This is a genomic window from Microbispora sp. NPDC049125 (assembly GCF_040802045.1).
Classification (GTDB): domain Bacteria; phylum Actinomycetota; class Actinomycetes; order Streptosporangiales; family Streptosporangiaceae; genus Microbispora.
The window spans coordinates 1-23,916 of the sequence record NZ_JBEZDW010000044.1 but is presented as its reverse complement, the minus strand read 5'-3'; the positions used below and the strand labels follow the sequence as shown (position 1 = coordinate 23,916).

21 protein-coding genes are annotated in these 23,916 nt (G+C 68.2%); 17 read left to right on the top strand and 4 right to left on the bottom strand.

Annotated elements, in window-relative coordinates; all coding sequences use genetic code 11:
• The first annotated feature begins 79 nt into the window (after window positions 1-79).
• From AB0B72_RS34510 to AB0B72_RS34500, 3 genes are all read left to right on the top strand, one after another.
• Window positions 80-3,034: a transglycosylase domain-containing protein gene (locus tag AB0B72_RS34510; protein ID WP_367743611.1), complete on the top strand. Its 2,955-nt coding sequence runs from the start codon at window positions 80-82 to the stop codon at window positions 3,032-3,034.
• A 222-nt stretch (window positions 3,035-3,256) separates the two neighbouring features.
• The gene (locus tag AB0B72_RS34505) at window positions 3,257-4,576 is read left to right on the top strand and encodes a glycosyltransferase family 87 protein (protein WP_367743610.1); all 1,320 of its coding nucleotides are present in this window, start codon (window positions 3,257-3,259) and stop codon (window positions 4,574-4,576) included.
• A 213-nt stretch (window positions 4,577-4,789) separates the two neighbouring features.
• Window positions 4,790-6,028, top strand: coding sequence for a glycosyltransferase 87 family protein (locus AB0B72_RS34500; protein WP_367743608.1), 1,239 nt, complete (start codon window positions 4,790-4,792; stop codon window positions 6,026-6,028).
• Between the two features lie 39 nt (window positions 6,029-6,067).
• Here AB0B72_RS34500 and AB0B72_RS34495 read toward each other — a convergent pair whose 3' ends face one another.
• A complete protein-coding gene (locus tag AB0B72_RS34495; RefSeq protein ID WP_367743607.1) occupies window positions 6,068-6,847 on the bottom strand; it encodes a deoxyribonuclease IV in 780 nt (259 codons plus the stop codon).
• A 168-nt stretch (window positions 6,848-7,015) separates the two neighbouring features.
• Between AB0B72_RS34495 and AB0B72_RS34490 the strand changes: the two genes are divergently transcribed.
• Window positions 7,016-7,192 (top strand): hypothetical protein, encoded by a 177-nt coding sequence (locus AB0B72_RS34490; protein ID WP_367743606.1) that lies wholly within the window; start codon window positions 7,016-7,018, stop codon window positions 7,190-7,192.
• 126 nt (window positions 7,193-7,318) lie between these two features.
• Here the strand turns inward: AB0B72_RS34490 and AB0B72_RS34485 are convergent, their stop codons facing one another.
• On the bottom strand, window positions 7,319-7,636 hold the full coding sequence (locus AB0B72_RS34485; RefSeq protein ID WP_367743605.1) for a hypothetical protein: 318 nt from the start codon (window positions 7,634-7,636) through the stop codon (window positions 7,319-7,321).
• A 179-nt stretch (window positions 7,637-7,815) separates the two neighbouring features.
• On the opposite strand from AB0B72_RS34485, the gene rpsF reads away from it, so the two are divergent.
• The 7 genes from rpsF (at window position 7,816) to AB0B72_RS34450 (ending at window position 12,224) form a co-directional block, all read left to right on the top strand.
• Window positions 7,816-8,106, top strand: a complete 291-nt coding sequence (gene rpsF / locus AB0B72_RS34480; RefSeq protein ID WP_367743604.1) for a 30S ribosomal protein S6 — start codon at window positions 7,816-7,818, stop codon at window positions 8,104-8,106.
• A 90-nt stretch (window positions 8,107-8,196) separates the two neighbouring features.
• Complete coding sequence (locus AB0B72_RS34475; RefSeq protein ID WP_367743603.1) at window positions 8,197-8,748, top strand: single-stranded DNA-binding protein; 552 nt, start codon at window positions 8,197-8,199, stop codon at window positions 8,746-8,748.
• A gap of 85 nt (window positions 8,749-8,833) precedes the next feature.
• Window positions 8,834-9,070: a 30S ribosomal protein S18 gene (rpsR, locus tag AB0B72_RS34470; protein WP_367743602.1), complete on the top strand. Its 237-nt coding sequence runs from the start codon at window positions 8,834-8,836 to the stop codon at window positions 9,068-9,070.
• Between the two features lie 17 nt (window positions 9,071-9,087).
• Window positions 9,088-9,534, top strand: coding sequence for a 50S ribosomal protein L9 (rplI, locus tag AB0B72_RS34465; protein WP_367743601.1), 447 nt, complete (start codon window positions 9,088-9,090; stop codon window positions 9,532-9,534).
• Between the two features lie 208 nt (window positions 9,535-9,742).
• Window positions 9,743-10,621: an ABC transporter substrate-binding protein gene (locus AB0B72_RS34460; RefSeq protein WP_367743599.1), complete on the top strand. Its 879-nt coding sequence runs from the start codon at window positions 9,743-9,745 to the stop codon at window positions 10,619-10,621.
• Complete coding sequence (locus AB0B72_RS34455; protein ID WP_367743597.1) at window positions 10,618-11,484, top strand: amino acid ABC transporter permease; 867 nt, start codon at window positions 10,618-10,620, stop codon at window positions 11,482-11,484. Before AB0B72_RS34460 ends, AB0B72_RS34455 begins: the two co-directional genes overlap by 4 nt.
• A complete protein-coding gene (locus AB0B72_RS34450; RefSeq protein WP_367743594.1) occupies window positions 11,481-12,224 on the top strand; it encodes an amino acid ABC transporter ATP-binding protein in 744 nt (247 codons plus the stop codon). Before AB0B72_RS34455 ends, AB0B72_RS34450 begins: the two co-directional genes overlap by 4 nt.
• Window positions 12,225-12,373: 149 nt before the next feature.
• Here AB0B72_RS34450 and AB0B72_RS34445 read toward each other — a convergent pair whose 3' ends face one another.
• Complete coding sequence (locus AB0B72_RS34445) at window positions 12,374-13,699, bottom strand: MATE family efflux transporter (protein ID WP_367743592.1); 1,326 nt, start codon at window positions 13,697-13,699, stop codon at window positions 12,374-12,376.
• A gap of 334 nt (window positions 13,700-14,033) precedes the next feature.
• On the opposite strand from AB0B72_RS34445, the gene dnaB reads away from it, so the two are divergent.
• The 6 genes from dnaB to AB0B72_RS34415 all read left to right on the top strand — a co-directional run bounded on the left by dnaB (window position 14,034) and on the right by AB0B72_RS34415 (window position 22,993).
• A complete protein-coding gene (gene dnaB / locus AB0B72_RS34440) occupies window positions 14,034-16,301 on the top strand; it encodes a replicative DNA helicase (protein ID WP_367743658.1) in 2,268 nt (755 codons plus the stop codon).
• A 285-nt stretch (window positions 16,302-16,586) separates the two neighbouring features.
• Window positions 16,587-17,318 carry a TnsA-like heteromeric transposase endonuclease subunit gene (locus tag AB0B72_RS34435; protein WP_367743590.1) on the top strand — a complete coding sequence of 244 codons (732 nt, stop codon included), beginning with the start codon at window positions 16,587-16,589 and terminating at the stop codon, window positions 17,316-17,318.
• Entirely contained in the window at window positions 17,315-19,459 is a 2,145-nt protein-coding gene (locus AB0B72_RS34430; RefSeq protein WP_367743589.1) for a helix-turn-helix domain-containing protein, read from the top strand. Before AB0B72_RS34435 ends, AB0B72_RS34430 begins: the two co-directional genes overlap by 4 nt.
• Entirely contained in the window at window positions 19,456-20,589 is a 1,134-nt protein-coding gene (locus AB0B72_RS34425) for an ATP-binding protein (RefSeq protein WP_367743588.1), read from the top strand. Before AB0B72_RS34430 ends, AB0B72_RS34425 begins: the two co-directional genes overlap by 4 nt.
• An 8-nt stretch (window positions 20,590-20,597) precedes the next feature.
• Window positions 20,598-21,215 carry a TniQ family protein gene (locus AB0B72_RS34420; protein WP_367743587.1) on the top strand — a complete coding sequence of 206 codons (618 nt, stop codon included), beginning with the start codon at window positions 20,598-20,600 and terminating at the stop codon, window positions 21,213-21,215.
• A 92-nt stretch (window positions 21,216-21,307) separates the two neighbouring features.
• Window positions 21,308-22,993 (top strand): hypothetical protein, encoded by a 1,686-nt coding sequence (locus AB0B72_RS34415; RefSeq protein WP_367743586.1) that lies wholly within the window; start codon window positions 21,308-21,310, stop codon window positions 22,991-22,993.
• Window positions 22,994-23,251: 258 nt separating this feature from the next.
• Here AB0B72_RS34415 and AB0B72_RS34410 read toward each other — a convergent pair whose 3' ends face one another.
• Window positions 23,252-23,533, bottom strand: coding sequence for a helix-turn-helix transcriptional regulator (locus tag AB0B72_RS34410; RefSeq protein WP_367743585.1), 282 nt, complete (start codon window positions 23,531-23,533; stop codon window positions 23,252-23,254).
• Between the last annotated feature and the right edge of the window lie 383 nt (window positions 23,534-23,916).

Here is a 23,916-nt window from a genome sequence, read left to right as displayed (position 1 = left end):
GACGTTCCCTCCAGGAGGCGCCACGCCTACCGGCCCCAGGCCGATGTCGACGAATTCCCCGAACATCTGACGAGGACGCGTGACTTACAGCAGCTACGGACCGGAGCCGACCGGCCGTCCCGAGGACCACTCGGGCTCCGGTGGATCAGCCCGCCCTGGGCGCCGGCGTCGCACGCCCCCGGAGTCCGACGAGTACGGTGACCCCGGCCAGGGACGGCAGCAGCCTCCACCGGGATGGGGCAATCAGCCCGCCCGCCCCCCCGCGGCGCCTCCGCGTGCCGCCTCCGGCCCCGTACGGCAGGGCGCCCCGGACCCGCGCCGCCGGGAGGCCGCGTTCGAGGACACGGCGTCGATGGGCGCCGTACCCCCCGCGCCACAGGGCCCCGGCCGGCCGCGGCAGCCGGAGCGCGGCGCCGATCCCGGCCGCGACCCGCGGTACGCGGGCGCTCCCGGGGGTCCCGGCGCTCCCGCCGGGCCGGGTGGCCCGGGCGGCTCCAGAGGGCAAGGTGGCGAGGAGCGGACGCAGGCGCTGGGCATGCCGGCGCCGGGCGGCGGCCGTCGCCGCGAGCAGGACGCGCAGAACACCGAGTCGGCACCGGCGGCGGGTGGCCGCCGCCGCAGGGCCGCGCCCGGTCGTGGCTCCCGGGGACGCGGCGGTCCCGGTGGTCCCGGAGGCCCCGAGGGCCCTGGAGGGCCGGGCGGCCGAGGTCCTCGCGACCCCCGCGATCCTGACGACTTCGATGACGACAGCAAGCCCCGGCGTGAGGGCTGGAAGCGGTTCCTCCCGAGCTGGAAGATCGTCGTGGCGGCCTTCGTCGTGCTCGCGGCGGGCGTCTTCGGCATGATCGCCGTGGCGTACGCGAACACGAGCCTGCCGTCGGAGCGGGACGCGCAGGAGGAGGCGACGGCCCAGGGGAGCACCTTCTACTATCGCGACGGCCAGGTCCTGGCGCGGCTCGGCACCAAGCGGGTCGCCGTCACGATCGACAAGGTGCCCCAGCACGTGCGGGACGCGGTGATCGCGGCCGAGAACCGGAGCTTCTACCAGGACTCCGGAATCGATCTCGGCGGCCTCACCCGGTCGGTGTGGATGACGGCCACCGGCCAGCAGACGCAGGGCGGCTCCACGATCACCCAGCAGATGGCCCGCAAGTACTTCCAGGGCCTCAGCAGCGAGCAGACGATCAAGCGGAAGGTCAAGGAGATCTTCATCGCGGTCAAGCTCGACAAGGAGTGGTCCAAGAACAAGGTCCTCGAGTACTACCTGAACACCGTCCCCTTCGGCCGCAACACCTACGGCATCGAAGCGGCCGCCATGGAGTTCTTCCACACTCATGCCAAGAACCTGACCGTGGCGCAGGGCGCCTATCTCGCCGGCCGCATCCAGCAGCCGGGCAACTTCGACGCCGCGGAGAAGAAGGGCGACTTCGCGCCGACGCAGGAGCGGTTCACCTACGTCATCGGTGGCATGGCCCAGATGACCGACGACAAGGGGAAGCTCAAGTATCCGAACCTCGCCGCCACGGCCAAGTTCCCCAAGCCGAAGGCCCAGAAGGTGTCGGAGGAGTTCGGCGGTCTCAAGGGCTACATGCTCACCGAGGCGCTCAAAGAGCTGGCCAGCCGGCGGAACCTCAGTCTGGAGCAGATCAAGTCCGGCGGCTACTCGATCGTCACGACCTTCGACAAGAAGCTCATGGTGGCCGCCCAGACCGCCGTCAAGGCCACCACCTCCAACATGTCGAAGGAGTTCCACGCCGGCCTGGCCGCCGTGGACCCCGCCAACGGGCGTGTCGTCGCCTTCTACGGCGGCGACGACTACATCAGCGACCCCTGGAACGAGCCGTTCGACTCACGCAAGCAGGCGGCCTCCGCCTTCAAGCCGTACGTCCTGGCGGCGTGGCTGGACGCGGGCTACAGCCTCAACAGCTGGGTCCCGGGCACGAAGACCATGCCGGACCCGCTGCCGGGAACCAAGCCGATCACCAATGACGAGCACGTCCCCGCGGCGATCGACGTCACCTACGCCACCGCGCACTCGATCAACACGGCCTTCGCCTCCATGGCGTACGCGCTGCCGGGCAAGCTGGACGACGTGCGGTCCGTCGCCGAGGGCGCGGGCATCAGCAAGGCGGCGCTGGAGGAGGACGACAAGCAGGGCCACAGCTTCCAGCTCGCCATCGGCAGCGTCGGCGTCACGCCGGTCGAGCAGGCCGCCGGCTATTCGATCTTCGCGAACCAGGGCAAACACGCGGACTACCACGTGATCCAGGAGGTGAAGCGGGGCAAGACGGTCGTCTTCCCGGAGATGAAGGACGTCCGTCAGGTCATCTCGCCCGAGTCGGCGGCCGACGCCGTGACCGCGATGGAGCAGGTCCTCAAGGTCGGCACGGCGGCGGGCAGGGGCATCGGCCGCCCGGCCGCCGGCAAGACCGGCACCAACAACGAAAACAAGGAAGCCTGGTTCGTCGGTTTCACCCCGCAACTGTCCACGGCCGTCGGTATGTACAAGGAAGAGTGCGTGACCAAGAGCGGCAAGGTCGTGCCGCCGCGGGACTCCCACTGCCCCGAGGACCGCTGGGCCGACAAGCCGGACAAGAAGTACGGCCCCAACAACCCGTACACGACGTCCAAGGAGGTGTCGCTGGGCAACATCCAGGGTGCCGACGCGCCGACCACGATCTGGCGCACCTTCATGATGGCCGCCCTGGCGAACAGGCCGGTCAAGGAATTCCCGCCCAAGGCCGGTATCGGCACCCCGGAGAACATCGTGCCGAGCCCCACGCCGACTCCGAGCCCGACGCCGACCGACGTCTTCCCGACCGACTTCCCGCCCGGTCCGGGTGGCGACCCGCAGCAGTGCCTTCCCGGCGACCTGTCGTGCGGTGGCGGTGGCGATGACGGCGCCGGCCTGGATCTGGACAACAGCCAGCCGGGTGGCGGCGACGACCCACTGGGCGACACCGGGCCCGCCTCCACCCCGGTGACCACGGCGCCGTCCGGGGCGGGCAACCGGAGCACCACCGGAGCGCCGTAGCGTCTGCTCGGCAGAGAGGGCCCGCGGAGATCGCCGCGGGCCCTCTCGTGCATCCGGCGGGCCCGCGCGATCCGGCACGGTTCGCGGCACGCGGAAGGTCGGCACGGTCCGGGTGGGTCCGCGCGATCGGGCATGGTTCGCGACACACCGAAACGCCCGCCGCGCCACCGTTCCGGGGGCGAAGGTCGCCAACCCGGCCGCCCAGGTGATGCAATACCGACCATGACGACCCGGACCACGAACTCCTCCGGCCCTCTGCCCGAGGTCGCCCGGCGCGCGGTGCCGTACCTGCCTCTCGGGCTCCTCGCGGGACTTGGCGCCGTCCTCGCCTACCTGTGGAAGTATCCCTGCAGGTTCGGAGGCGTCTGGAACGGCGGCCCGGGGCAGTTCACCCACTTCTGCTACACCGACATCTATCCCCTGTACTGGATGGAGCACCTCAACGAGGGCAAGATCCCGTACGTCGACTACCCCGTCGAGTATCCGGTGGGCATCGGCGGGATCATGGAGCTCGCCCGGCGGGTCTCGCACGGCGACGGCGTCGTGTTCTACGACGTCACCGTGGCCCTGATGGGAATCTCGCTGGTCATCGGGGTGCTGGTCATGGCCGCCCTCGCCGGGCCGTCCCGCCGCTGGGACGCCCTCCGGTACGCCGTCGGCCCGGCCGTCATCCTGTGCGCCTACATCAACTGGGACCTCGCCGCCGGCGCCCTCGCCCTCGGCGGGCTGCTGGCCTGGTCCCGTGAGCGGCAGTACCTCGCCGGAGCCCTGCTCGCGCTGGCCGTGGCGACCAAGTTCTACCCGCTGATGTTCTTCGGCGCGTTGTTCCTGCTCACCGTGCGGACCGCCAAGTGGGTGCCGTTCCTGAAGACCGTGGCCGCCGCCGCGCTCACGTGGCTGCTGGTGAACGTGCCGGTCATGCTGATCAACTTCGAGGGCTGGAAACGCTTCTACGCCTTCAGCAGCGAGCGCGGCGCCGACTGGGGCGGGCTGTGGTTCTTCTTCCAGATGAAGCAGATCGGTGTGCTCGCCGACTCCGGCAAGCTCAACACGATGGCGATGGCCGCCCTCGCGATCCTGCTGCTGGGCGTCGCCGCGCTGGCACTGCTCGCGCCGCGCCGGCCGCGGCTGATGCAGCTCTGCTTCCTCGCGCTCGCCGCCTTCATGATCACGAACAAGGTCTGGTCGCCGCAGTACGTCCTGTGGCTGATCCCGTTCGCGGTGCTGGCCCGGCCGAGGTGGGGGGCGCTGCTGGCCTGGCAGGCCGCCGAATGCTGGTACTTCTTCTCGATCTGGCTCTACCTGGTCAGCCGTGACCCGGCGAACGCCGCCCTCGGCATCGGGGACACGCCGTACTTCCTGTCGATGTGGGCGCGGGCTCTCACGGTCGTCGTCCTGATGGCGCTGGTGGTGCGGGACATCCTGCGGCCCGACGGCGACGTCGTACGCCAGGACGGGATCGACGACCAGTCGGGCGGGGTGTTCGACAACGCGAAGGACAGGATCGTCATGCGGCTGGGGCGCGCGCGCACGGCCGCATGACCGCGCTCGGACGCGCACGGCTCATGAGCGCCGTCCGACGCCGCCGTGTGAAGCCGTGCGAGGGGCCCTTGAGCCTCGCGCGGCTGTGAATCTTTCATCGGATTTCCCGCGCGGCTTTGCGCCCCTCGCCGGGTGTCCGGCTCGGTGTCCAGGGCCCTAGCCTTGTGTGGACGCGCGGTCCGATCCGGCTGTGGACATGAGGGGGAGGCACAGGTGCGACGCAGACCTGTCTGGCCGGCGCTGCTGGTGTGGGTGCTCAGCCGGGCCGTGCTGTTCCTGGTGGCGACCCAGGTCCTCCCTGTGGGGCACAGCGACTCCTTCACGAACGACATCTCGCTGTACCACGACTGGTCGGACGTCCTGCTGCGCGGGGAGTTCCCCCACGGTGACGACAAGTGGCAGTACCCGCCGTTCGCCGCGCTGCCGATGCTCGCGCCACGCCTGCTGCCGTGGGACTACCACACCGCCTTCTACCTGCTCGCCCTGCTGTGCGACCTGGCGATCCTTCTGCTGCTGTGGCGGTTTTCCACCCGTTCCCCCGAGGGGGACGGCAGCCGTACGGGGATGTGGGCCTGGGTCGTGGGCGCGGCGCTGCTCGGGCCCGTGCTGATCTCCCGCTACGACCTGATGGTGACGCTGGTCGCGGTCATGGCGCTCACCGTCTCCGCCGACCCGGCCGTGCGCGGGTCGCTGATCGGGATCGGCCTGCTGGTGAAGGTCTGGCCGATCGCGCTGCTCACCGGCCTGCGGAGGTGGCGGGAGCTGCTGACCGCCGGCGGGTCCACGCTCACCGTCACCCTTGTCGGGTCTGCCGTGGCCGCCCTGGTCATGCCGCACGCGCTCGACTTCGTGACCGCCCAGCAGGAGCGGGGGCTGCAGATCGAGTCGCTCGCGGCCACGCCGTTCGCGCTGGCACGGGCCCTCGGCTGGTGGGACGGCTTCACGAATTACCAGCACGGCGCGATGGAGGCCGTCGGGAGCGGAGTGGAGGTCGCCGAGCGGGTGAGCCTGATCGCGACGCCGGTCGCGCTGGTGCTGATGGCGCTGTGGTGGCTGCGGGCCAAGCCGACCCCGCGGTCGTTCTACGACGCGGCGCTGACCACCGTGCTGCTGCTCGTGCTCACGAGCAGGGTGCTGTCGCCGCAGTACCTGATCTGGCTGGCCGGCGTGGCCGCCGTCGTGCTGTCCGTACGGCGGGAGCCGGGCCCGGACCAGCGGCCGGCCGCCTGGCTGGTGCTGGCCGCCTGCCTGCTCACCGGGATCATGTATCCCTGGGTCGAGGAGGACTACGGCTGGAGCGGCGAGCTCCCGGGAACCCTCGTGCTGGTCGTACGCAACCTCGCCATGCTCGCCGCCGCCGTCGTGTCGTTCGTCCAGCTGTGGCGGAGCACCCGGCCGCGCCGGGAGGTTGAGGACGAGCCGGTTGAAGCAGAGTCCATACCCGCTTCGTGAGGCCGCCAATCCAGAGATTTCTCCACAGCCTGTGGACAACTAGAGGTGCTTGCGCAGGAACGCGATGTCGTCGGCCTGGCCCTCGAACGGCGTCTCCACCACGATCGGCGCTCCGGCGGCCCGGCACACCTCCACGATGACCTCCGCGTCGATCTGGCCGGCGCCGATGTTGGCGTGCCGGTCGGCCCCCGAGTCGAAGGCGTCCCGCGAGTCGTTGCAGTGGACCAGGTCGATCCTGCCGGTGATCGCCTTCACCCGGTCGACGATGCCCAGGAGCTCCTCGCCGCCCGCGTGGAAGTGGCACGTGTCGAGGCAGAAGCCGATGACCGAGGCGTCCTTCGCCCCCGCGTTGACCGCCTCCCACAGGCGGGCGATGCGGTCGAGCTTGCGCGCCATGGCGTTGCCGCCGCCCGCCGTGTTCTCGATCAGCACCGGAATGGGGCATTCGGTGCGTTCGAAGACCTTGCGCCAGTTGTCGAAGCCGACCTGCGGGTCGTCGCCGGCGTTCACGTGGCCGCCGTGCACGATCAGGCCCTTCGCTCCCAGCGAGGCGGCGGCCTTGAGCTGGCCGTCGAGGAGCTTGCGGCTGGGGATGCGGATCCGGTTGTTCGCCGTGGCCACGTTGATGACGTACGGCGCGTGGACGTAGACGTCGACCTCCGACTCCCGCAGCGCGTCGGCGGACGCGGGCAGGACCGGGCTCTTCCACCCCTGTGGGTCGCCGAGGAAGAACTGCACGACGTCGGCGTTCCTGGCCGTCGCGTCCGCGAGCGGGTCGTCCTGGCCGACGTGGGCGCCGATCCGGAAGGTCCTGTCCATTGCGCTCCTTCGTGAATCACGGTTCACTCGCCACACACGCAGGACGGCTCGCGGGCATGGAGGGCGAACCTTAGGCGCTCTCCAAGAGCGTTTCAAGAGGGCGCGCGTGGGCAGTCGCCATGGCACGCGCCCTGCGACCCGCGCGCCCGATGATACAAGGAGACGAGCATGCGATATCGGTTAGGGAGTTTCCTCCTTCTCATCTACATCCTGGTCGGCCTTTACGTGGCCTGGTCCCACCACTACCTCACCCCGACCCTGCTCAAGCAGATCGCCCAGGCCCTGCTGGCCATCTTCCTGTGGTTCCTCGTGCTCCTCGGCGTGGATCTGCACATCGGGGGTTGACGCCGCCGTCCAGGCTGCCGGCGCCCGCGCGGGACGGGGCTTCCACAGGAAGCCCGCGCGGGATCGAGGCACCGCACCGGCTCCACCCCGCAAGAGCTTCACCCCAGCGGGCCCTCGGCCTGCCACTCACGGCGCCGGGACGAAGCCCCCGTGCGCGATCCCCAGCGCGAGCCCGACGAACGACCCCACGACGCCGACGATGATGAGGCTGCGCTGCGGGGTCGTCGACGACACGAACTGCGCGTAGAGACCGCCGCAGAATCCGATCGCCCCCACCCACGCGGCGAACATGTGTGCTCTGACCACGAATCCCGTGGCGAACGCCGCGATCCCGAGGACGAGCGTGGCGACCGCCAGCGCGTTCTCCAGCGGATGCGGTCTGCCGTCGGTGTTCAGGGTGAGGTTGAAGCGCGGCCGGGTCGCGCGGCCGATGGCGTGTCGCATGACGGCCACCCCCTCTCACCTCCCAGTCTCGCCCTCCGGGCGGCGCACGGCCAAGTGGCTGGTAGCCTTGTTCGACTGCGTCTGGTATGGGCCGGGAGCTTCGGAGCCCGCCCCACGCAGACCCTCCTGTCACGGCAAGGTGTCGTGACCGCAAAAGTCCAGAGGAGGTTGGATCCCACATGCGTCGCTACGAGATGATGGTCATCCTCGACCCGTCGCTTGACGAGCGCACCGTGCAGCCCTCGATCGACCAGTTCCTCGCTGTCGTCCGCAACGACGGCGGCACCGTGGAGAAGGTCGACGTCTGGGGACGCCGCCGGCTGTCCTACGACATCGCCAAGAAGTCCGAGGGCATCTACGCCGTCGTCGACCTGAGCGCCGAGCCCGCCACCGTGAAGGAGCTGGACCGCCAGCTCAACCTGAACGAGGGCATCCTCCGCACCAAGGTCATCCGTCCCGAGCTCCACTGAGTCCCGCGACCCCGGCGCTTTTGTCGGGCGAGGGCCGTACTCTGAGCCCTTGACGGCTGAGCTGACGGGATAGGAAGGCGAAAGCGACCGATGGCAGCAGGCGACACACAGATCACCATCGTCGGCAACCTTGTCGACGACCCGGAGCTGCGCTTCACCCCGACGGGGCAAGCCGTGGCCCGGTTCCGCATCGCATCCACTCCGCGGTTTCTGGACAAGACGACCAACGAGTGGAAAGACGGCGAGGGCCTGTTCCTCACCTGCAACGTGTGGCGGCAGGCGGCGGAGAACGTCGCCGAGAGCCTCCAGCGCGGCATGCGGGTGATCGTGCAGGGACGGCTGCGCCAACGGTCGTACGAGACCAAGGAAGGCGAGAAGCGCACGGTCTACGAGGTCGAGGTCGACGAGGTCGGCCCCTCCCTCCGCAACGCCACGGCGAAGGTCAACAAGACCGCTCGCCAGGGCGGCGGCGGTGGCGGCGGGTTCGGCGGCGGTCCGGCCAATGACCCGTGGGCGTCCGCGGCTCCCGCCCCGCAGGGCGGCTACAACGCCGGTGGAGGCGGCTTCGGCGGCCCCCAGGGCGGCGGTGGCGGCGGCGGTGGCGGTTTCGGCGGCGACTTCAGCGACGAACCGCCCTTCTAGTCCACTCCTTCTCGTCCCACCCCAACCACAAGTCAATCCGAGCGACCATTCCCGCGTATGGCGGGGCTCTGAAAGGAGCACCACGATGGCCAAGCCGGCGATTCGCAAACCGAAGAAGAAGGTTTGCCTTTTCTGCCACGACAAGATCTCCTACGTCGACTACAAGGACACGGCGCTGCTGCGGAAGTTCATCTCCGACCGCGGCAAGATCCGTGCCCGCCGGGTGACGGGCAACTGCACCCAGCACCAGCGCGACGTGGCGACCGCTATCAAGAACGCCCGTGAGATGGCCCTGCTGCCGTACACGAGCACGGCGCGCTAGGAAAGGAGACTCACGACATGAAGCTCATCCTCACGAATGAGGTCTCCGGTCTCGGCGCTCCCGGTGACGTCGTCGAGGTCAAGGACGGCTACGGCCGTAACTACCTCATCCCGCGTGGCTTCGCCATCCGGTGGACCCGTGGCGCCGAGACCCAGATCTCCTCGATCAAGAAGGCGCGTGACGCGCGCGAGATCCGGGATGTGGGCTCCGCCAAGGAGATCGCCGGTCAGCTCGGCGGCCTCAAGGTCGTCCTGAAGACGCGCGCCGGCGAGTCCGGCCGCCTGTTCGGTTCGGTCACCACGGGCGACATCGCCGACGCGGTCAAGGCCGCGGGCGGTCCCCAGCTCGACCGCCGCCGCATCGTGATCAACAACGCGATCAAGAGCGTCGGCGCCCACAGGGTCAGCGTCCGTCTGCACCCCGAGGTCTCGGCCAACGTCGACATCGAGGTCGTCGCCGGCTGACGTTCCGTACGGGGCGATCCTCACGAGGGCCCCTCCCCACTCCGGGGAGGGGCCCTTCGCATGCCGGCGTTCCGGGGACGGCCGCGGCCACGAGGCGCCGACGGAGAAGGGGACAATCTCCCCAGGTAAACACGGGTATTGCGAAACGCTAGTATTCTGCCATCCCGTTGCACGGATTTCGTGGTAACAACCCCCGTTGGAGGCTGTGATGGCCCGTCCCTCTCTCTTGCTGGCCGCGTTCGGTGCCCTCGCGCTGGCGGTCGCGGCCTGCGCCCCGGCGTCAGACACCTCCACCGCCGCCAGCCCGGCGGGCTCGGCCGGCGCGTCCGCCGACACGTGCGCGAAGGACGCTCTCCCCGTCCTGACCGCCGGCAAGCTGACGATCGGGACCGACAAGCCGGCCTACGAGCCGTGGTTCAAGGATGACGACCCCGGCAACGGGCAGGGCTTCGAGAGCGCCGTCGCGTACGCGGTCGCGGACCGGATGGGCTTCACCAAGGACCAGGTGACCTGGACCGTCGTGCCGTTCGACTCGTCCTTCGCGCCGGGGCCGAAGAAGTTCGACTTCGACGTCAACCAGATCTCGATCACCCCGGAGCGGCAGAAGGCCGTGGACTTCAGCGACGGCTACTACACCGTGAAGCAGGGTGTGGTCGCGCTGGAGGGCTCGAAGTTCGCCAAGGCGGCGAGCCTGGCCGAGCTCAAGAGCGCGAAGATCGGCGTGCAGGCGGCCACCACGGCGCTGCAGGCCGTCCGGCAGGTGATCCAGCCCACTACCGACCCGAGCGTGTTCAACCAGCAGGTCGACGCGATCAGCGCGCTGAAGAACAAGCAGATCGACGCCATCGTGGTGGACCTGCCGACCGCCTTCTACGTCACGGCCGCCCAGATCAAGGGCTCCACGATCGTGGGCCAGTTCGCCGCGACCGGTGGCACGCCCGAGGAGTTCGGCCTGCTGTTCCAGAAGGGCAGCGCCCTGGTGAGCTGCGTCGACAAGGCGCTCGGCGAGCTGAAGTCCTCCGGCGATCTCGCCAAGATCGAGAGCCAGTGGCTGACCTCCAGCGCCGGCGCGCCGGAGCTGAAGTGACCGAGGGGCCGTCACCGGTCTGGGTGAAGAGCGAGCGGCAGATCCACCGCGAGGCGGAGCTGCGGGGGCGGGCCCGGCGCTCGGTCTCGATCGCCACCGCCTCCACCCTCGTCGTCGTGGTGATCGCCGTGGTCGTGGTGACCGCGTCACCGGGCTGGCCGCGGGTGCGGGAGACGTTCTTCAGCCCGGCCGCGGCGATGGAGGCGCTCCCCGACGTCCTGCGGGGCTTCCTGCTCAACATCAAGATCTTCTTGATCGCCGAGGTGCTCATCCTCGCGCTGGGTCTCGCCGTGGCGCTCGTGCGCGGCCTGCGCTCACCGGTGTTCTTCCCGCTGCGGGCGGTGGCGGTGCTGTACACGGACGTCTTCCGCGGCATCCCGGTCATCCTGCTCATCTATCTGGTCGGCTTCGGCATTCCGGCGCTCCAGCTCCAGGGCGCTCCGAACGATCCCGTCACGCTGGGCCTCATCGCGCTCGTGCTGTCGTACGGCGCGTACGTCGCGGAGGTCTTCCGTTCGGGCATCGAGTCGGTCCACCCGAGCCAGTGGGCGGCGGCCCGCTCACTGGCGCTCACGCACGGGCAGACGATGCGCCACGTGGTGCTCCCGCAGGCCGTCCGCCGGGTGATCCCGCCGCTGCTCAACGACTTCACCTCGCTGCAGAAGGACACCGCGCTCGTCGCCCTCCTCGGCCCGCTGGACGCGCTGCGACAGGCTTCGATCCACACGGCGATGGCCTTCAACTACACCCCTTATCTGTGCTCGGCGGTGCTGTTCATCGCCCTTACGGTGCCGATGGCCCGCTTCACCGACCACCTGGCGGAGCGCACGGCCCGGCGACAGGCGGGAGGAGGGCGCGGATGAGCCTGCTCACGGTCGACGGCGTCTGGAAGAACTACCACCAGCACAGCGTGCTGCGCGGGATCGACCTGGAGGTGGCCCCGCACGAGGTGGTCTGCCTCATCGGGGCCTCCGGCTCGGGCAAGTCGACCCTGCTGCGCTGCGTCAACCTGCTGGAGACGGTGGACGACGGCGCGATCCATCTCGACGGCACAGAGATCACCAACGTGCGGGCGGACGCCGACGCCGCCCGCAGGCGCATCGGCATGGTCTTCCAGTCCTACAACCTGTTCCCCCATATGACCGTCCTGGAGAACATCACCCTGGCGCCCATCAAGGTGCACGGGGTGCGGCGCGAGGAGGCGCAGGCGCAGGCCAGGGAGCTGCTTGAGCGGTTCGGGCTGCCGGACAAGGCGGGGGAGTATCCGGACCGGCTCTCCGGCGGCCAGCAGCAGCGAGTCGCGATCATCCGGGCCATGGCCACCCAGCCGCGCCTGCTGCTGCTCGACGAGGTGACCTCCGCGCTCGACCCGACGTTGGTCACCGAGGTCCTCGGCGTCATCCGCGAGCTGAAGGAGGCGGGGATGACGATGATCATCGCGACGCATGAGATGGGCTTCGCCCGCGACATCGCGGACACCGTCTGCTTCCTCGACGGCGGCGTGCTGATCGAGCACGGCGCTCCCGAGCAGATCTTCACCGCGCCCGAGCAGCCGCGCACCCGGGAGTTCCTGCAGCGCGTCCTCGACGCCCGCCGTCTGTGAGCGCCGGTCGTCGGCGCCGGCCCCTGGGCGTCCGCCGTACGCGCCGTCCTCGAGCGTCAGCCGCGAGAACCGAGCCGCGAGAACCGAGCCATGAGAACCGAGCCATGATGGCCGAGCCGTGAGGGCCGTACGCGCCGGTCACCCACCGGTCACGCTCCCGTGACCAGCCAGGCCCGGCCGTACGCGCGGGTGGCGAGCGTGATGAGCCGCGCGACCATCCACGCGCCGAGAGCCAGCCACAGACCGACGAGACTGCCGGCCAGCGCGGCGAACGGCAGGTAGGCGAGGGTCGTCCACACCCCCGCCTTCGCGAGGTAACGCAGGTCTCCGGCGCCGATCAGCACGCCGTCCAGCACGAAGACGACCCCCGCGATCGGCTGGAGCAGCGCCACCGGCCACAGCACGGCCAGCAGCCCGGCGGCGACCGTCCCCCGCGCGCCGAACATCTCCGGTATGACAGGCCGGGCCAGCAGCACCGCGACGCCGAACAGCACCCCGCAGACCACCCCCCACAGAACCATACGGGCGGTCGCCGACCGGGCGGCGACGTCGTCCCCCGCTCCGAGGGCGCGGCCGGTGATCGCCTGCCCGGCGATGGCGATCGCGTCGAGGGCGAACGCGAGGAAGGTCCAGATCCGGGCGGCGATGGTGTGCGCCTCGATCTGCGCGTCGCCCATCCGGGTCGCCAGCGACGCGGCGACGACGAGCACGATCTGCAGGCATGCCGTACGGACGACCAGGGCGAATCCGGCCGCGCCGGCGGCGCGCACCCCCGGCAGGTCGGGCAGGAGGGAGGCGCCCTGGCGGCGGGCGGCCCGCACCACGAGCACGAGGTAGGTGGCGGCCGACAGCGTCTGGGCGGCGACCGTGCCCCACGCCGACCCGGCGATGCCCCAGCCGAGCCCGAGGACGAACCAGAGGTTGAGCAGCGCGTTGAGGACGAACGAGCCGACGGATACGGCGAGGGGGGTCCGGGTGTCCTGGAGCCCCCGCAGGACGCCCGTGCCCGCGAGGACCAGCAGCATCGCGGGGACTCCGAGCAGGCTGACTCGCAGGTAGGTGATGGCGAGCGTGGCGAGCTGGCCGCTCGCTCCGAACAGGTGTACGATAAGTGGCGCAAGAGGCCAGCATGACACGACGATCGCCAGGCCGATGGCGGCCGCCAGCCACAGGCCGTCCAGCCCCTGGCGCATCGCCCGTCTGACGTCCCCCGCTCCAAGTTGCCGGGCGACCGCCGCCGTGGTCGCGTACGCCAGGAACACGCACAGGCCCACCAGGGCCGACAGGGCCGCGCTGGCCACGCCCAGAGCGCCGAGCGCCGGATCGGGAAGGTGGCCGACGATGACCGAGTCGGTGAGCAGGAACAACGGCTCGGCCACCAGCGCTCCGAACGCCGGGACCGCGAGCCGGAGGATCTCCCTGTCGTGGGAGCGGGGCCGCGGGCCGTGCTGCCCCGTTCCGGTCGTAAGTGGCATGAACCCATTTTGCGGCTTACGTCGTCATGCCGGATCGGTATCGGCCCGCAGGGACAACTTTCTTTCCTCCACAGGCCGTGGACATAGAAATCGCTGCTCAGACGGTGTTTCCGGAGGCGGTCTCTTCTTTGTCCACAGGGCTGTCCCCAGCCTTCCCACACCCGTCCCGGGCGAGCTGCACACCTTATCCACAACGTTGTCGACAGGCCGGGTTGCCCCTCGCACCGTGGCCGGGGAGACTGGCGGACCAGGCTGGGGGCTTTGGGGCTGATGGGCAAGGGGGTGTGAGGTGAGCGTGCTCGACTTCCCCGCAGGTGCGGGGGGATCGGAGTCGATGTTCGAGCGGACGCCGCCGAACAACATCGAGGCCGAGCAGTCCGTGCTGGGCGGCATGCTGCTGTCCAAGGACGCAATCGCCGACGTCATCGAGGTGCTCCGCGCCGACGACTTCTACCGGCCCGCCCACCAGATCATCTTCGAGGTCGTCATCGACCTGTACGGCCGGGGTGAGCCCGCCGACTCCGTCACCGTCTTCGACGAGCTGCAGAAGCGGGGTGAGGTGGCCCGCGTGGGAGGCGGCGCCTACCTCCACACTCTGACCGCCATCGTGCCCACCGCCGCCAACGCCGGATACTACGCCAAGATCGTCCGAGAGCAGGCCGTCCTGCGCCGCCTCATCGAGGCCGGCACCCGCATCGTCTCCTACGGGTACGGCGGCCAGGGCGAGGAGGTCGACGACCTGGTCGACCGGGCGCAGGGCGAGATCTACAAGGTCACGGAGCGTCGCACCTCGGAGGACTACCTGCCGCTGGCCGAGATCATGCCGGCGGCCCTCGACGAGATCGAGGCGATCGGCAGCCGGGGCGGCCAGATGGTCGGCGTGCCGACCGGCTTCCAGGACCTCGACGCCCTCACCAACGGCCTCCACCCCGGACAGATGATCGTCGTGGCCGCCCGGCCCGCCATCGGCAAGGCCCTCGCCCTCGACACCCCCCTGCCCACACCCACCGGGTGGACCACCATGGGAGAGGTCAAGGAGGGCGACCTGCTCATCGGCGGCGACGGCGCTCCGACACGGGTCGTGGCCGCGACCGACGTCATGCACGACAGGCCGTGCTACGAGGTCGAGTTCGACGACGGAACGGTGATCGTGGCCGACGCCCGGCACCAATGGCGGACGACCACGGGGCCCGCGTCCACCGTCGTCACCACCGAGGATCTCGCCGCGGCCCTTCGCGCCGGCGCGCCCCGCCCCACGGTCGCCGTGGCCCAGCCGTTCGACCTGGCGGAGACCGACCTGCCCCTCCCGCCGTACGCGCTGGGTGTCTGGCTCGCGGCCGGGCACGGCGAGCCCCTGGTGGACGAGGACGGCAACGACGACCCGGACGGCGGCGCGGGCTTTCTCGCGTCCGGCCGGCATATCGTGGAGAGAATCGAGGCGTCGGGCCTGCGGGTGACCGGCTCCGGCGTCTTCCACTGGATGGCGCTGCCCGAGGGGTCTGCGGCCACGGTCATCGCGATCCTCAAGGCGATGGACGTTCTGGACGACAAGCACATCCCGGGGGAGTACCTGCGGGCGTCCGCACGGCAGCGGTCCGCGTTGCTCGATGCGTTCCTCGAAACCAGCGGACATATGGACGGCAAGGGCCGGATCGTCGCCGGGTTCGGCGAGAGGCGCCTGGCCGAGGGCCTGCACGAGCTCGCCCTGAGTCTCGGCCACGACGCCAGGCTGTACGACGGGGGCGAGGTCCACATCGTCCGCATCGTCTCCGGGCCGTACATCCAGATCCCGGACCGGGCGGCCGTCCGGCACGTCATGGCCGTTCGGCCGGTGCCCTCGGCCCCGGTGCGTTGCGTCGAGGTGGACAACGCCGACCACATGTATCTCGCGGGCCGGGCCTGCGTACCGACCCACAACAGCACGCTGGGGCTGGACTTCGCCCGGTCGGCGGCGATCAAGCATGGTCTGACGACCGTCATCTTCTCGCTGGAGATGTCCCGCAACGAGATCACCATGCGCCTGCTGTCCGCCGAGGCGCGGGTGGCGCTGCACACCATGCGCTCGGGGACGATGAGCGACGACGACTGGACGCGGATGGCCCGCCGGATGGGCGAGGTCGCCGAGGCGCCGCTGTTCATCGACGACTCCCCGAACATGTCGATGATGGAGATCCGGGCCAAGTGCCGCCGTCTCAAACAGCGCCACGACCTCCGCTTCGTGATCGTCGACTACCTCCAGCTGATGAGCTCGCCGAAGAGGACCGAGAGCCGCCAGCAGGAGGTCTCCGAGCTCTCCCGTGCTCTCAAGCTGCTCGCCAAGGAGCTGGAGGTCCCGGTCATCGCGATCTCGCAGCTCAACCGCGGTCCCGAGCAGCGTACCGATAAGCGCCCACAAGTGTCAGACCTACGTGAATCGGGATCCATCGAACAGGATGCCGACATGGTCATCTTGTTGCATCGCGAGGACGCGTACGAGCGGGAGTCGCCCCGCGCGGGCGAGGCCGACCTGATCGTGGCCAAGCACAGAAACGGTCCCACGGCGACCGTCACGGTGGCCTTCCAGGGGCACTACAGCCGGTTCGTCGACATGGCCACGCACTGACCGGAGAGTGTAGGGTCTCAATTTCCGTGGCGGATTCTCATTGATCTTGGCGGGATGGTGGCGGATCCGCCAAGTCTGTAAGACAACTTGAAGAGTGGATGCGCCCACTCTTGACTTGAAGTGGCGGGATCATTACCTTCCGCGTATAGGCGCCCGGCGCTGTCGGTACGGCCAGGTGTCCAGGCCTGTGGTGCACCTAAGTGGCTCTGGTCAGCAACGTTGTTCATCGGACGCAATCCTGAGCGCCATGTTCGATTGAACGGCGCGGCAAGTGGACGGTGAGACGTGTTGGATAAGGCTGCACCAGAACACGTCAGAGCTAGCTTTCGGCTCACTGACGGCGGCCTGGAAGAAGACTGCCCGTGGGGTGTTGTCGCCGAAGAGGTACTCGGCGGGGCCGCACCATGGCGGACGTTCCGTTGGCGCAAGGGGCAGAAGCACTATTCGGGTGTCTTCTGGGCAGCGACGGAACGCAACCATGTCATTTATGAGTCCAGACTGGAGCTGGCTCGTCTGCTATTTGCTGATTTCGACACGTCGGTACGGCGCATCGTGGCCCAACCATTCCTGCTGAAGGCCGAGGTTGCGGGAGCGGAGCGCAGGCACATTCCGGACTATCTCCTCTTCACGGCTGCTGGTCCGGTCGTGGTGGACGTCAAACCCCGTCACCGCTTGGCCAGGCCCAAGGTTGCCTTCACGTTCACGTGGACGAAGACCGCGGTGGAATCGCGTGGATGGCAATACGAGGTCTGGAGCGAGCCGCCGAAGGTCGAACTGGAGAACATCCGGTTCCTTGCCGGCTACCGACGTGACTGGCTGTTTGACCAGACACTCCTCAATGAGCTGCGAACGGCCAGCCCAGACGGGTCGACGCTGGCAGATGTTGTTCGGAGTCTTCCGCAATGGCCGAAGCGAGTGGTCCACGCACACCTGCTTCACCTGCTCTGGCGGCAAGACCTCGTTACCGATCTCAGCCGCCCACTGAGTGCACATGGAGTCCTTAGGAGCGCAGCATGACTGGCAGCCACGCGCGTGTGGGCGTGGGTACGCGCTTCCACTATGACGGCGAGGTCGTCGAAGTGGTGTCCATGCTGCCTACCACAGCGGGCAACGAGGTGCTGCTCAGGGATGGCCGAGGTCGCATGCTGCGCCTGGCACTCCGAGAGTTGATGGTCTCCGAAAGGGCCCGTGTGATTCCCGACGGTCCAGGTCTAGCCGCCGATGACATCGACGAACCGGCAAGCGTAGTGTTCGGCCAGTTGACCGAAGCGGGTAGACAGCGCGCGTTGGAGACAGCCGCGCATGTCCGGGAAATGCTCACCGGCTACCGTTCAGGCAGCGCCGAGTTGGCCGCGGAAGGCGAGCCACGACAGCAGTATTTGCCGCACCTGCCACTGACAGAAAGGTACGCGGCGAAGGCGGCCGAGCTCGGCGTTGGATACCGCACAGTGGAGCGCTGGGCTGCGGCATTCCGAGACCACGGGGAAGCCGGACTGGCAGACAATCGGCGTTCCACGGACGGGCCACACGGGCGTGCAGATCCGCGGTGGGTGGAGGCCGCGTTGGAGATCATGGTTGAGCACACCGAGGAGTCAAAGCCCTCGCGCACCATGGTGATCCGGCGCACCGAGGCCCGGTTGGAGACCCGCTATGGCAAGGGCGAGGTGAAGCCACCCAGTCGGGCCGCAGCGTTTCGGTTGCTGGGGGAGTTGGAGAAGCGCCAGCCGACGTTCCGGTTGAGCACCAAGCGGAATCGGGACATCGCGGATCGACCGGGAGGGGTCTACGGGAAGCTGCGGCCGACCCGGCCGGGCGAGTACATCTTGATGGACACAACGCGGCTGGATGTGTTTGCCCTGGATCCGGTAACGCTGCGATGGCTGCAGGCCGAGTTGACGGTCGCGATGGACTGGTACACCCGCTGTATCGTCGGGATCCGGGTGACGCCGGTGTCCACCAAGTCCATCGACGCGAGCTCGGTGCTCTACCAGGTCTATCGACCCCGGCCTGCGGGGAGGAACTGGCCCGCACACGCTGTCTGGCCCGAGCACGGGATTCCCCGCGCTGTCCTGCTGGATGTCGAGGCGATCGAAGGGCCCGTGGCCCAGGCCGCAGGTGAGATTCGGGGTGCTGCGGGTCCGGCCCTGGTGCCAGAGACGATCGTGGTGGACCACGGCAAGATCTATGTCTCGGAGCATCTGGCCAGCGTCTGTCAGCGGCTGGGTATCTCGATCCAGCCCGCCCGGCTGCGGACCGGTCGTGATAAGGGGCCGGTGGAACGCTTCTTCCGCACGGTGCGCGAAGACCTGCTGCAGGCGCTGCCCGGCTACAAAGGGCCCGACGTTCACTCGCGCGGCGTGAATCCGGAAGCGGACGCGTACTTCTTCCTGGATGAGCTGGAGGCGATCATCCGGGAGTGGATTGCGGTCAGCTACCATCATCGGCCGCACGACAGTCTGGTCGACCCGCACGTCCCAGGGCTGCGGATGTCCCCAGCAATGATGTTCGAGCACGGGATCGCCCGCGCAGGCTATATCGAGGTGCCACGTGATCCGGACCTGGCATTCGAGTTCCTGCAGGTGAAATGGCGCACCATCCAGCACTATGGCGTGGAGATCGGAGGCCGCTACAACGGTGCCGGACTGAATCCCTACCGGGGGCAAGACAGCCCCTACACTGGGCCGCACCGTGGCAAGTGGCCGATCTATGTCGATCCTGACGACATCGCCAAGGTCTACTTCCGCGACCCCGACCAGCGCTGGCACGTCCTGAATTGGGAGCACGCTCCGGCTCTGGACATGCCGCTGAGCGAGGAAGCATTGCGCTTCGCCCGCAAGCTCGCCGCCGCCAAGTACACCTACCCCGACGACAAGATCGCGGTCGCTGACCTGTTGGAACGCTGGAGAATCGGTCTGGGTACATCGGTTGCCGAGCGACGATTGGCGCTGCGCATCTCCCGCGATCAGGCTGCGATTGACCTGCCCGCCGGCGGACAAGACGCCGTCGAGCAACTGCCCTCGGTTCGGCGCGTCCTGGACGCAGCAGCGGTGGCGGAAGTCGACGAGGAGCGGGCAGACGAGGGCCCGGGACCGCAGTCCGGAGATGACGACGACGAGGACGAGCTCGACTTCTACACCGAGGCCCTGGAGGACCTGTGACCGTCGCGGACACCCCACCGGCGACGAGCTCCGCCACAACCCTAGACAACCTCACCCTGGCTCGGAAGGAGGGCTGGCAACGCTTCGTCGAGACGCCTCGCCGGAGCCAGCCCGAACAACTCACCGCCGCTCAGCTGCGCGCCCTCAGCTCCGCGGCGAAATCCGACTATGACCAGCGGCGCCGAATCTGGCACGCAAACCTCGGACCGATCAAGACGCCGCAGCTGGCCGAGCTGCACGAAGATCTGTGGGACATCTTTGACAGCAATGAGCAGGACGGCGACAAGGCCAAGGGCGCGATCGCGATCGACGCTTTCCCCGGGCTAGGGAAGACCACAACCGCGCTGGCGTTCGCCCGCCTGTTCCAGCAGCGAGAGCTCGCCGAGAAGGGCACCTACACTGACGAGGGTCACGAGCGATTGCCGGTCTGCCGGATCGGAATGACCGGCAACACCGGGATGAAAGACTTCAACCGGGCCATGCTGGAGTTCTACGGCCACCCGGCCGGCAGCAAGGGCACCGCCGCACAGTTCGCCCACCGCGCCCTGGACTGTGTGCTGTCCTGCGCCACCAAGCTGATCATCGTGGACGAGCTGCACTTCCTGCGCTGGCAGGCAAAAAGCGGCATCGAGATCAGCAACCACTTCAAGTACATCGCCAATGAGTTCCCTGTCACGCTGCTATTCATCGGCGTCGGGTTGGAGGCCCGCGGGCTGTTTTCCGAAGGAACCTCCTACAGCGATGCCGTACTCGCCCAGACCGCGCGCCGGATCACCCGCCTGGACTTGCGTCCCTTCACCATCGATTCTCCGCAAGCCCGTCAGGAGTGGCGGCAGATGCTGCTTGCGCTGGAAAGGCGCGTGGTCCTGGCCGCCAAGCAGCCCGGGTTCCTCGCCGATGAGCTGTCGGACTACCTGTTTGCCCGCAGTACCGGACATATCGGCTCCCTGATGACGATCATCGTCCGGGGTTGCCAGCGGGCTGTGCGCACCGGTGTAGAGACGCTCACCGCCGATCTGCTCGATCGGGTGAAGAACGACTCCGGGGCGGAGAAGGCTCGCGTCGAACTGCAGGCCGCCCTGGACTCGAAGAAGATCACCACCAGAGTGAAGACCTCGTCGGGAACCTAGGAGGCTCGGTGAACGGCATCCGAACCTTGCCCATCCGTCTCGATCCACTCCCTGGCGAGGCGCTGGACTCCTGGTTGGAGGCCATCGCCGCTCGGCTGGACAGCCCGCTCCTGCACATGCTCCCCGCGTTCAGTCTGGATGCGGAGACCACGGAGCGCTCTCGCCGTGGTGGCCCGCCACCCAACTGGACGATCTGCCTACAGCCCGAGGAGCTCGACGCGCTGGCCACCGCGACACAGGTTGACCCTGCCACGCTCCGGGCGATGACGCTGGAGACCTACGCCGACAACGCGATCGTCATTGACATGCCTCGCCGCGAAGTCAACCGAACGCAGCTCTGGGGACGAGGCGGTGGATCGCGCTACTGCCCCGACTGCCTGACCGCCACGGGTGGCCGTTGGCAGCTCTCCTGGCGGCTCAGCTGGGCCTTCGCCTGCCTCACCCACCGCCGCCTCCTCGCCAACATCTGCCCGACCTGCGGTAAGGCCCCTCGCACCCGCGTCCACTCGCTCACTCACGTTCCCCAGCTCGGACGATGCGCCCGGCCTTCCCCCTCATCGGAATCGAAAGGACCGGGCACCACGCGGTGCGGCGGGTCGCTCTTGGAGACTGAACCCTCCGCCTGACCCATGACAGCCTGGTCCTGGCCGCCCAGGACTTCATCAACCACCTCCTCGCGGAGGGGAGCGGCACGCTACCCGCCTTCCCTGACCGGCTCATGTCGGCCAGACAGCTTCTCACCGACCTCAAGGCCGTCGGAGGCCGGATCCTTGCCCACGCCACACGGGAGGATTTGGCCGACGTGATCGAACCACAACTCTGGACCGAACACGAGCACATCCCTGAGCAAGGAACGCGTAGCCGACTCCGCCGGCCCGCATTCGCTCCACCAGAAACCTCCGCTGCCCAGGCCATCGCGGTCACCGCCGCTCTCCACATCCTGGCCGCGCCCACCGTCCCGGATGCCGCCTCCCGCGTCGACTGGCTGGTCAGCCAGATCCTCGGCACAGGTAGAGCAGCGACTCCGACGACCGTCCAGACCGAGTGGGGCCGGACAAGCAGCGAGAGCCTGCACATCATCCTGCTCAAAGCGCTCAATACTCGCCTGCGCCCGAGTGATCAACTCCGTTACCGAACCACCCGAGCACGCCCAACGTTCCCCACACCGCACAGCGAGCAGCGGGCCCAGCAGCGCGCGGACAAGGTCCCGCAGCAGTTATGGCCGTCTTGGACCCAGCGACTGCTGGGCCTCAATACCGGGCATAACTTGGGCTTCTTCCGCCAGGCACTCGCCAGCTTGCTGCTTGTAGTGGGCAGTCGTCTCAAGCTCTCAAGCAGCGTCAATCTCCTCGCTAGCACCCTGTCCGGCCGTTCCATCAGCCACCTGCTGCAACAACTTGACCAAGCTCACCGTGATCAGATCCTCGACACACTGATCCAGCTCGCTGACTACTTGGACGAGTACGGCAGCCCCATCGACTACGAGCGACGGCGACGTCTCGACTACTCGCAGCTGATTCCGCAGGAGGTCTGGCTGAAGATCTGCATGGACAGTCAGACGCTGCCTGGCATGTCTCTTCGCCATCAGAACGCCTGCCGCTTTCTGTTCCAACTGCTCACTGGCACGGACCCGGTGACTGCCCCGCCCGGCTTCGCCATCAATGGCACTCGCGACCGCGCGGTGTACGCCACCTTCGTCCGCGACCTCACGCCCGACCTGCTCGAACAACTCCAACTCCACGGACAGCGGTTCCTCAGCGGATCCGGTATTGCCGACGAGCCGCTGACTTGGGAGCCGCCGCCCGGCGCAGCAGCGACACTCTCTTCCCACGCAGACCCCGCCCTGGACATCGACCGGCTCCACGTGCTCATCCGTGTCCAGGATCTCGGTGTGACCGCCGCAGCGGCAGAGATGGGTACCACGGCCGACCACGTGCGCCTGGTCCTTGAGCAATCCCCAGCCCCCGCCGGCCCCCTACCCACCAAGGCACCGTCGATCAGTCACCTGCGCCTTGCCGAAGCACGTAAGACCCTGACCCCCGAGCGCCTCAGGCAGCTCTACGAAGTCGAACACAAATCGATCAGAACGATTGCTGCCGAGACCGGCGTGTCACGGCGTGACGTCTCCATCCTGGCCACCGAGGCCGGGATCACTCTCAAGACCGGACGACCGTCCATCGCCGTGGACCCGGACTGGCTGGCCACCGAGTACATGACCCACCTTCGCACGTTGCCTGACATCGCCGCCGTACTCGGCGTCAGCCCGAGTGCTCTCAGCCGGTGTGCGCGGGACTCAGGGATTCCACTTCGTCCACGAGGTGGTGTGAGACCCATCTGCCCATCCGCCCATCTGAGCGAGAAGCCACCTCGGCTGGTTCGTGAGACAAGGCCTGAGCAGGGCTGATCTGAATCGGGTGAGCCCACGGCCACGGCATTCCCTTCCGCCCGGCAGGGGTGTCCGCTGTCGCACGGTCTTGGTGGAGGTGAAGTCCGCCAGCGGCCACGCCGGCGAAGCCCTGGTGCAAGCGCTGGAACGGCGCCTGTGGTGATGAAGACCTCCAACAAGCGCTGCCGGAACTCACCTACATCCGCTGCCAGGTGCCATCGGCGAAGCCATTCAGGCAACCACTGCCCGGGCCCTTGGGAAAGAGGCTGCGGGATGTCAAGCGCTGCCAGCGTTGTCCACACCGGGATCGTTGGTGCCCGTTGACGGAGGTGCGAACAGGTCCCTGACGGAAACACCGAGTGCGTCGGCGATCTGGAAGATGTTGTCCAGCCGCGGGCTGTACATGCCGTTCTCGATGCGGTTGATCGTCTTACGGTCGACCTCGGCCAGCTCGCCCAGGCGTTCCTGCGTCAGGCATCGACCCTCGCGCACCTCGCGCAGCCGAATACCGAACTGTCTTCGCAGTTCAGCGAGGCGTGGCGGGATCGGCGTGGGCACTTACCCAAACTGCTGGGCATGATCCCTAAAGGTCTGTACCAAATTTGGTATAGATGAGCGGAAAGTAGCCGACCAAGAGCCATCAGCATCCGACAACCTCCCTAAGGAAGTCGGCCATCCCGCGCTCAATTGGGTGCGTTCGAAAGGTGCACATTGATCTCAAATCTGCAGGGCAGGCCACCCCTCCGCCGCCTCCGACCCACCGAACACGCTGCGGATGGGTCACCGTCCCCGGCATGGCTGACGGTTCAGGCGGCGCAGCTGGCACGGGAAATCCGCTCCATCCTTTGTCGACGACACGTGAAAACTGACCCCCAGGCGACGGCTGAAATCTGACCCCTCTGCTGTCACCGTGGAGGGTGATCAAGGTGGAGGACTGGGCG

Coding starts and splice junctions, on each gene's coding strand:
- AB0B72_RS34430 (WP_367743589.1), top strand. CDS start 17,315: ATGACTGGCAGCCACGCGCGTGTGGGCGTGGGTACGCGCTTCCACTAT.
- AB0B72_RS34485 (WP_367743605.1), bottom strand. CDS start 7,636: ATGCGACACGCCATCGGCCGCGCGACCCGGCCGCGCTTCAACCTCACC.
- AB0B72_RS34505 (WP_367743610.1), top strand. CDS start 3,257: ATGACGACCCGGACCACGAACTCCTCCGGCCCTCTGCCCGAGGTCGCC.
- rpsF (WP_367743604.1), top strand. CDS start 7,816: ATGCGTCGCTACGAGATGATGGTCATCCTCGACCCGTCGCTTGACGAG.
- AB0B72_RS34490 (WP_367743606.1), top strand. CDS start 7,016: ATGCGATATCGGTTAGGGAGTTTCCTCCTTCTCATCTACATCCTGGTC.
- AB0B72_RS34475 (WP_367743603.1), top strand. CDS start 8,197: ATGGCAGCAGGCGACACACAGATCACCATCGTCGGCAACCTTGTCGAC.
- AB0B72_RS34495 (WP_367743607.1), bottom strand. CDS start 6,847: ATGGACAGGACCTTCCGGATCGGCGCCCACGTCGGCCAGGACGACCCG.
- AB0B72_RS34450 (WP_367743594.1), top strand. CDS start 11,481: ATGAGCCTGCTCACGGTCGACGGCGTCTGGAAGAACTACCACCAGCAC.
- dnaB (WP_367743658.1), top strand. CDS start 14,034: ATGTTCGAGCGGACGCCGCCGAACAACATCGAGGCCGAGCAGTCCGTG.
- rplI (WP_367743601.1), top strand. CDS start 9,088: ATGAAGCTCATCCTCACGAATGAGGTCTCCGGTCTCGGCGCTCCCGGT.
- rpsR (WP_367743602.1), top strand. CDS start 8,834: ATGGCCAAGCCGGCGATTCGCAAACCGAAGAAGAAGGTTTGCCTTTTC.
- AB0B72_RS34445 (WP_367743592.1), bottom strand. CDS start 13,699: ATGCCACTTACGACCGGAACGGGGCAGCACGGCCCGCGGCCCCGCTCC.
- AB0B72_RS34460 (WP_367743599.1), top strand. CDS start 9,743: ATGGCCCGTCCCTCTCTCTTGCTGGCCGCGTTCGGTGCCCTCGCGCTG.
- AB0B72_RS34415 (WP_367743586.1), top strand. CDS start 21,308: ATGTCGGCCAGACAGCTTCTCACCGACCTCAAGGCCGTCGGAGGCCGG.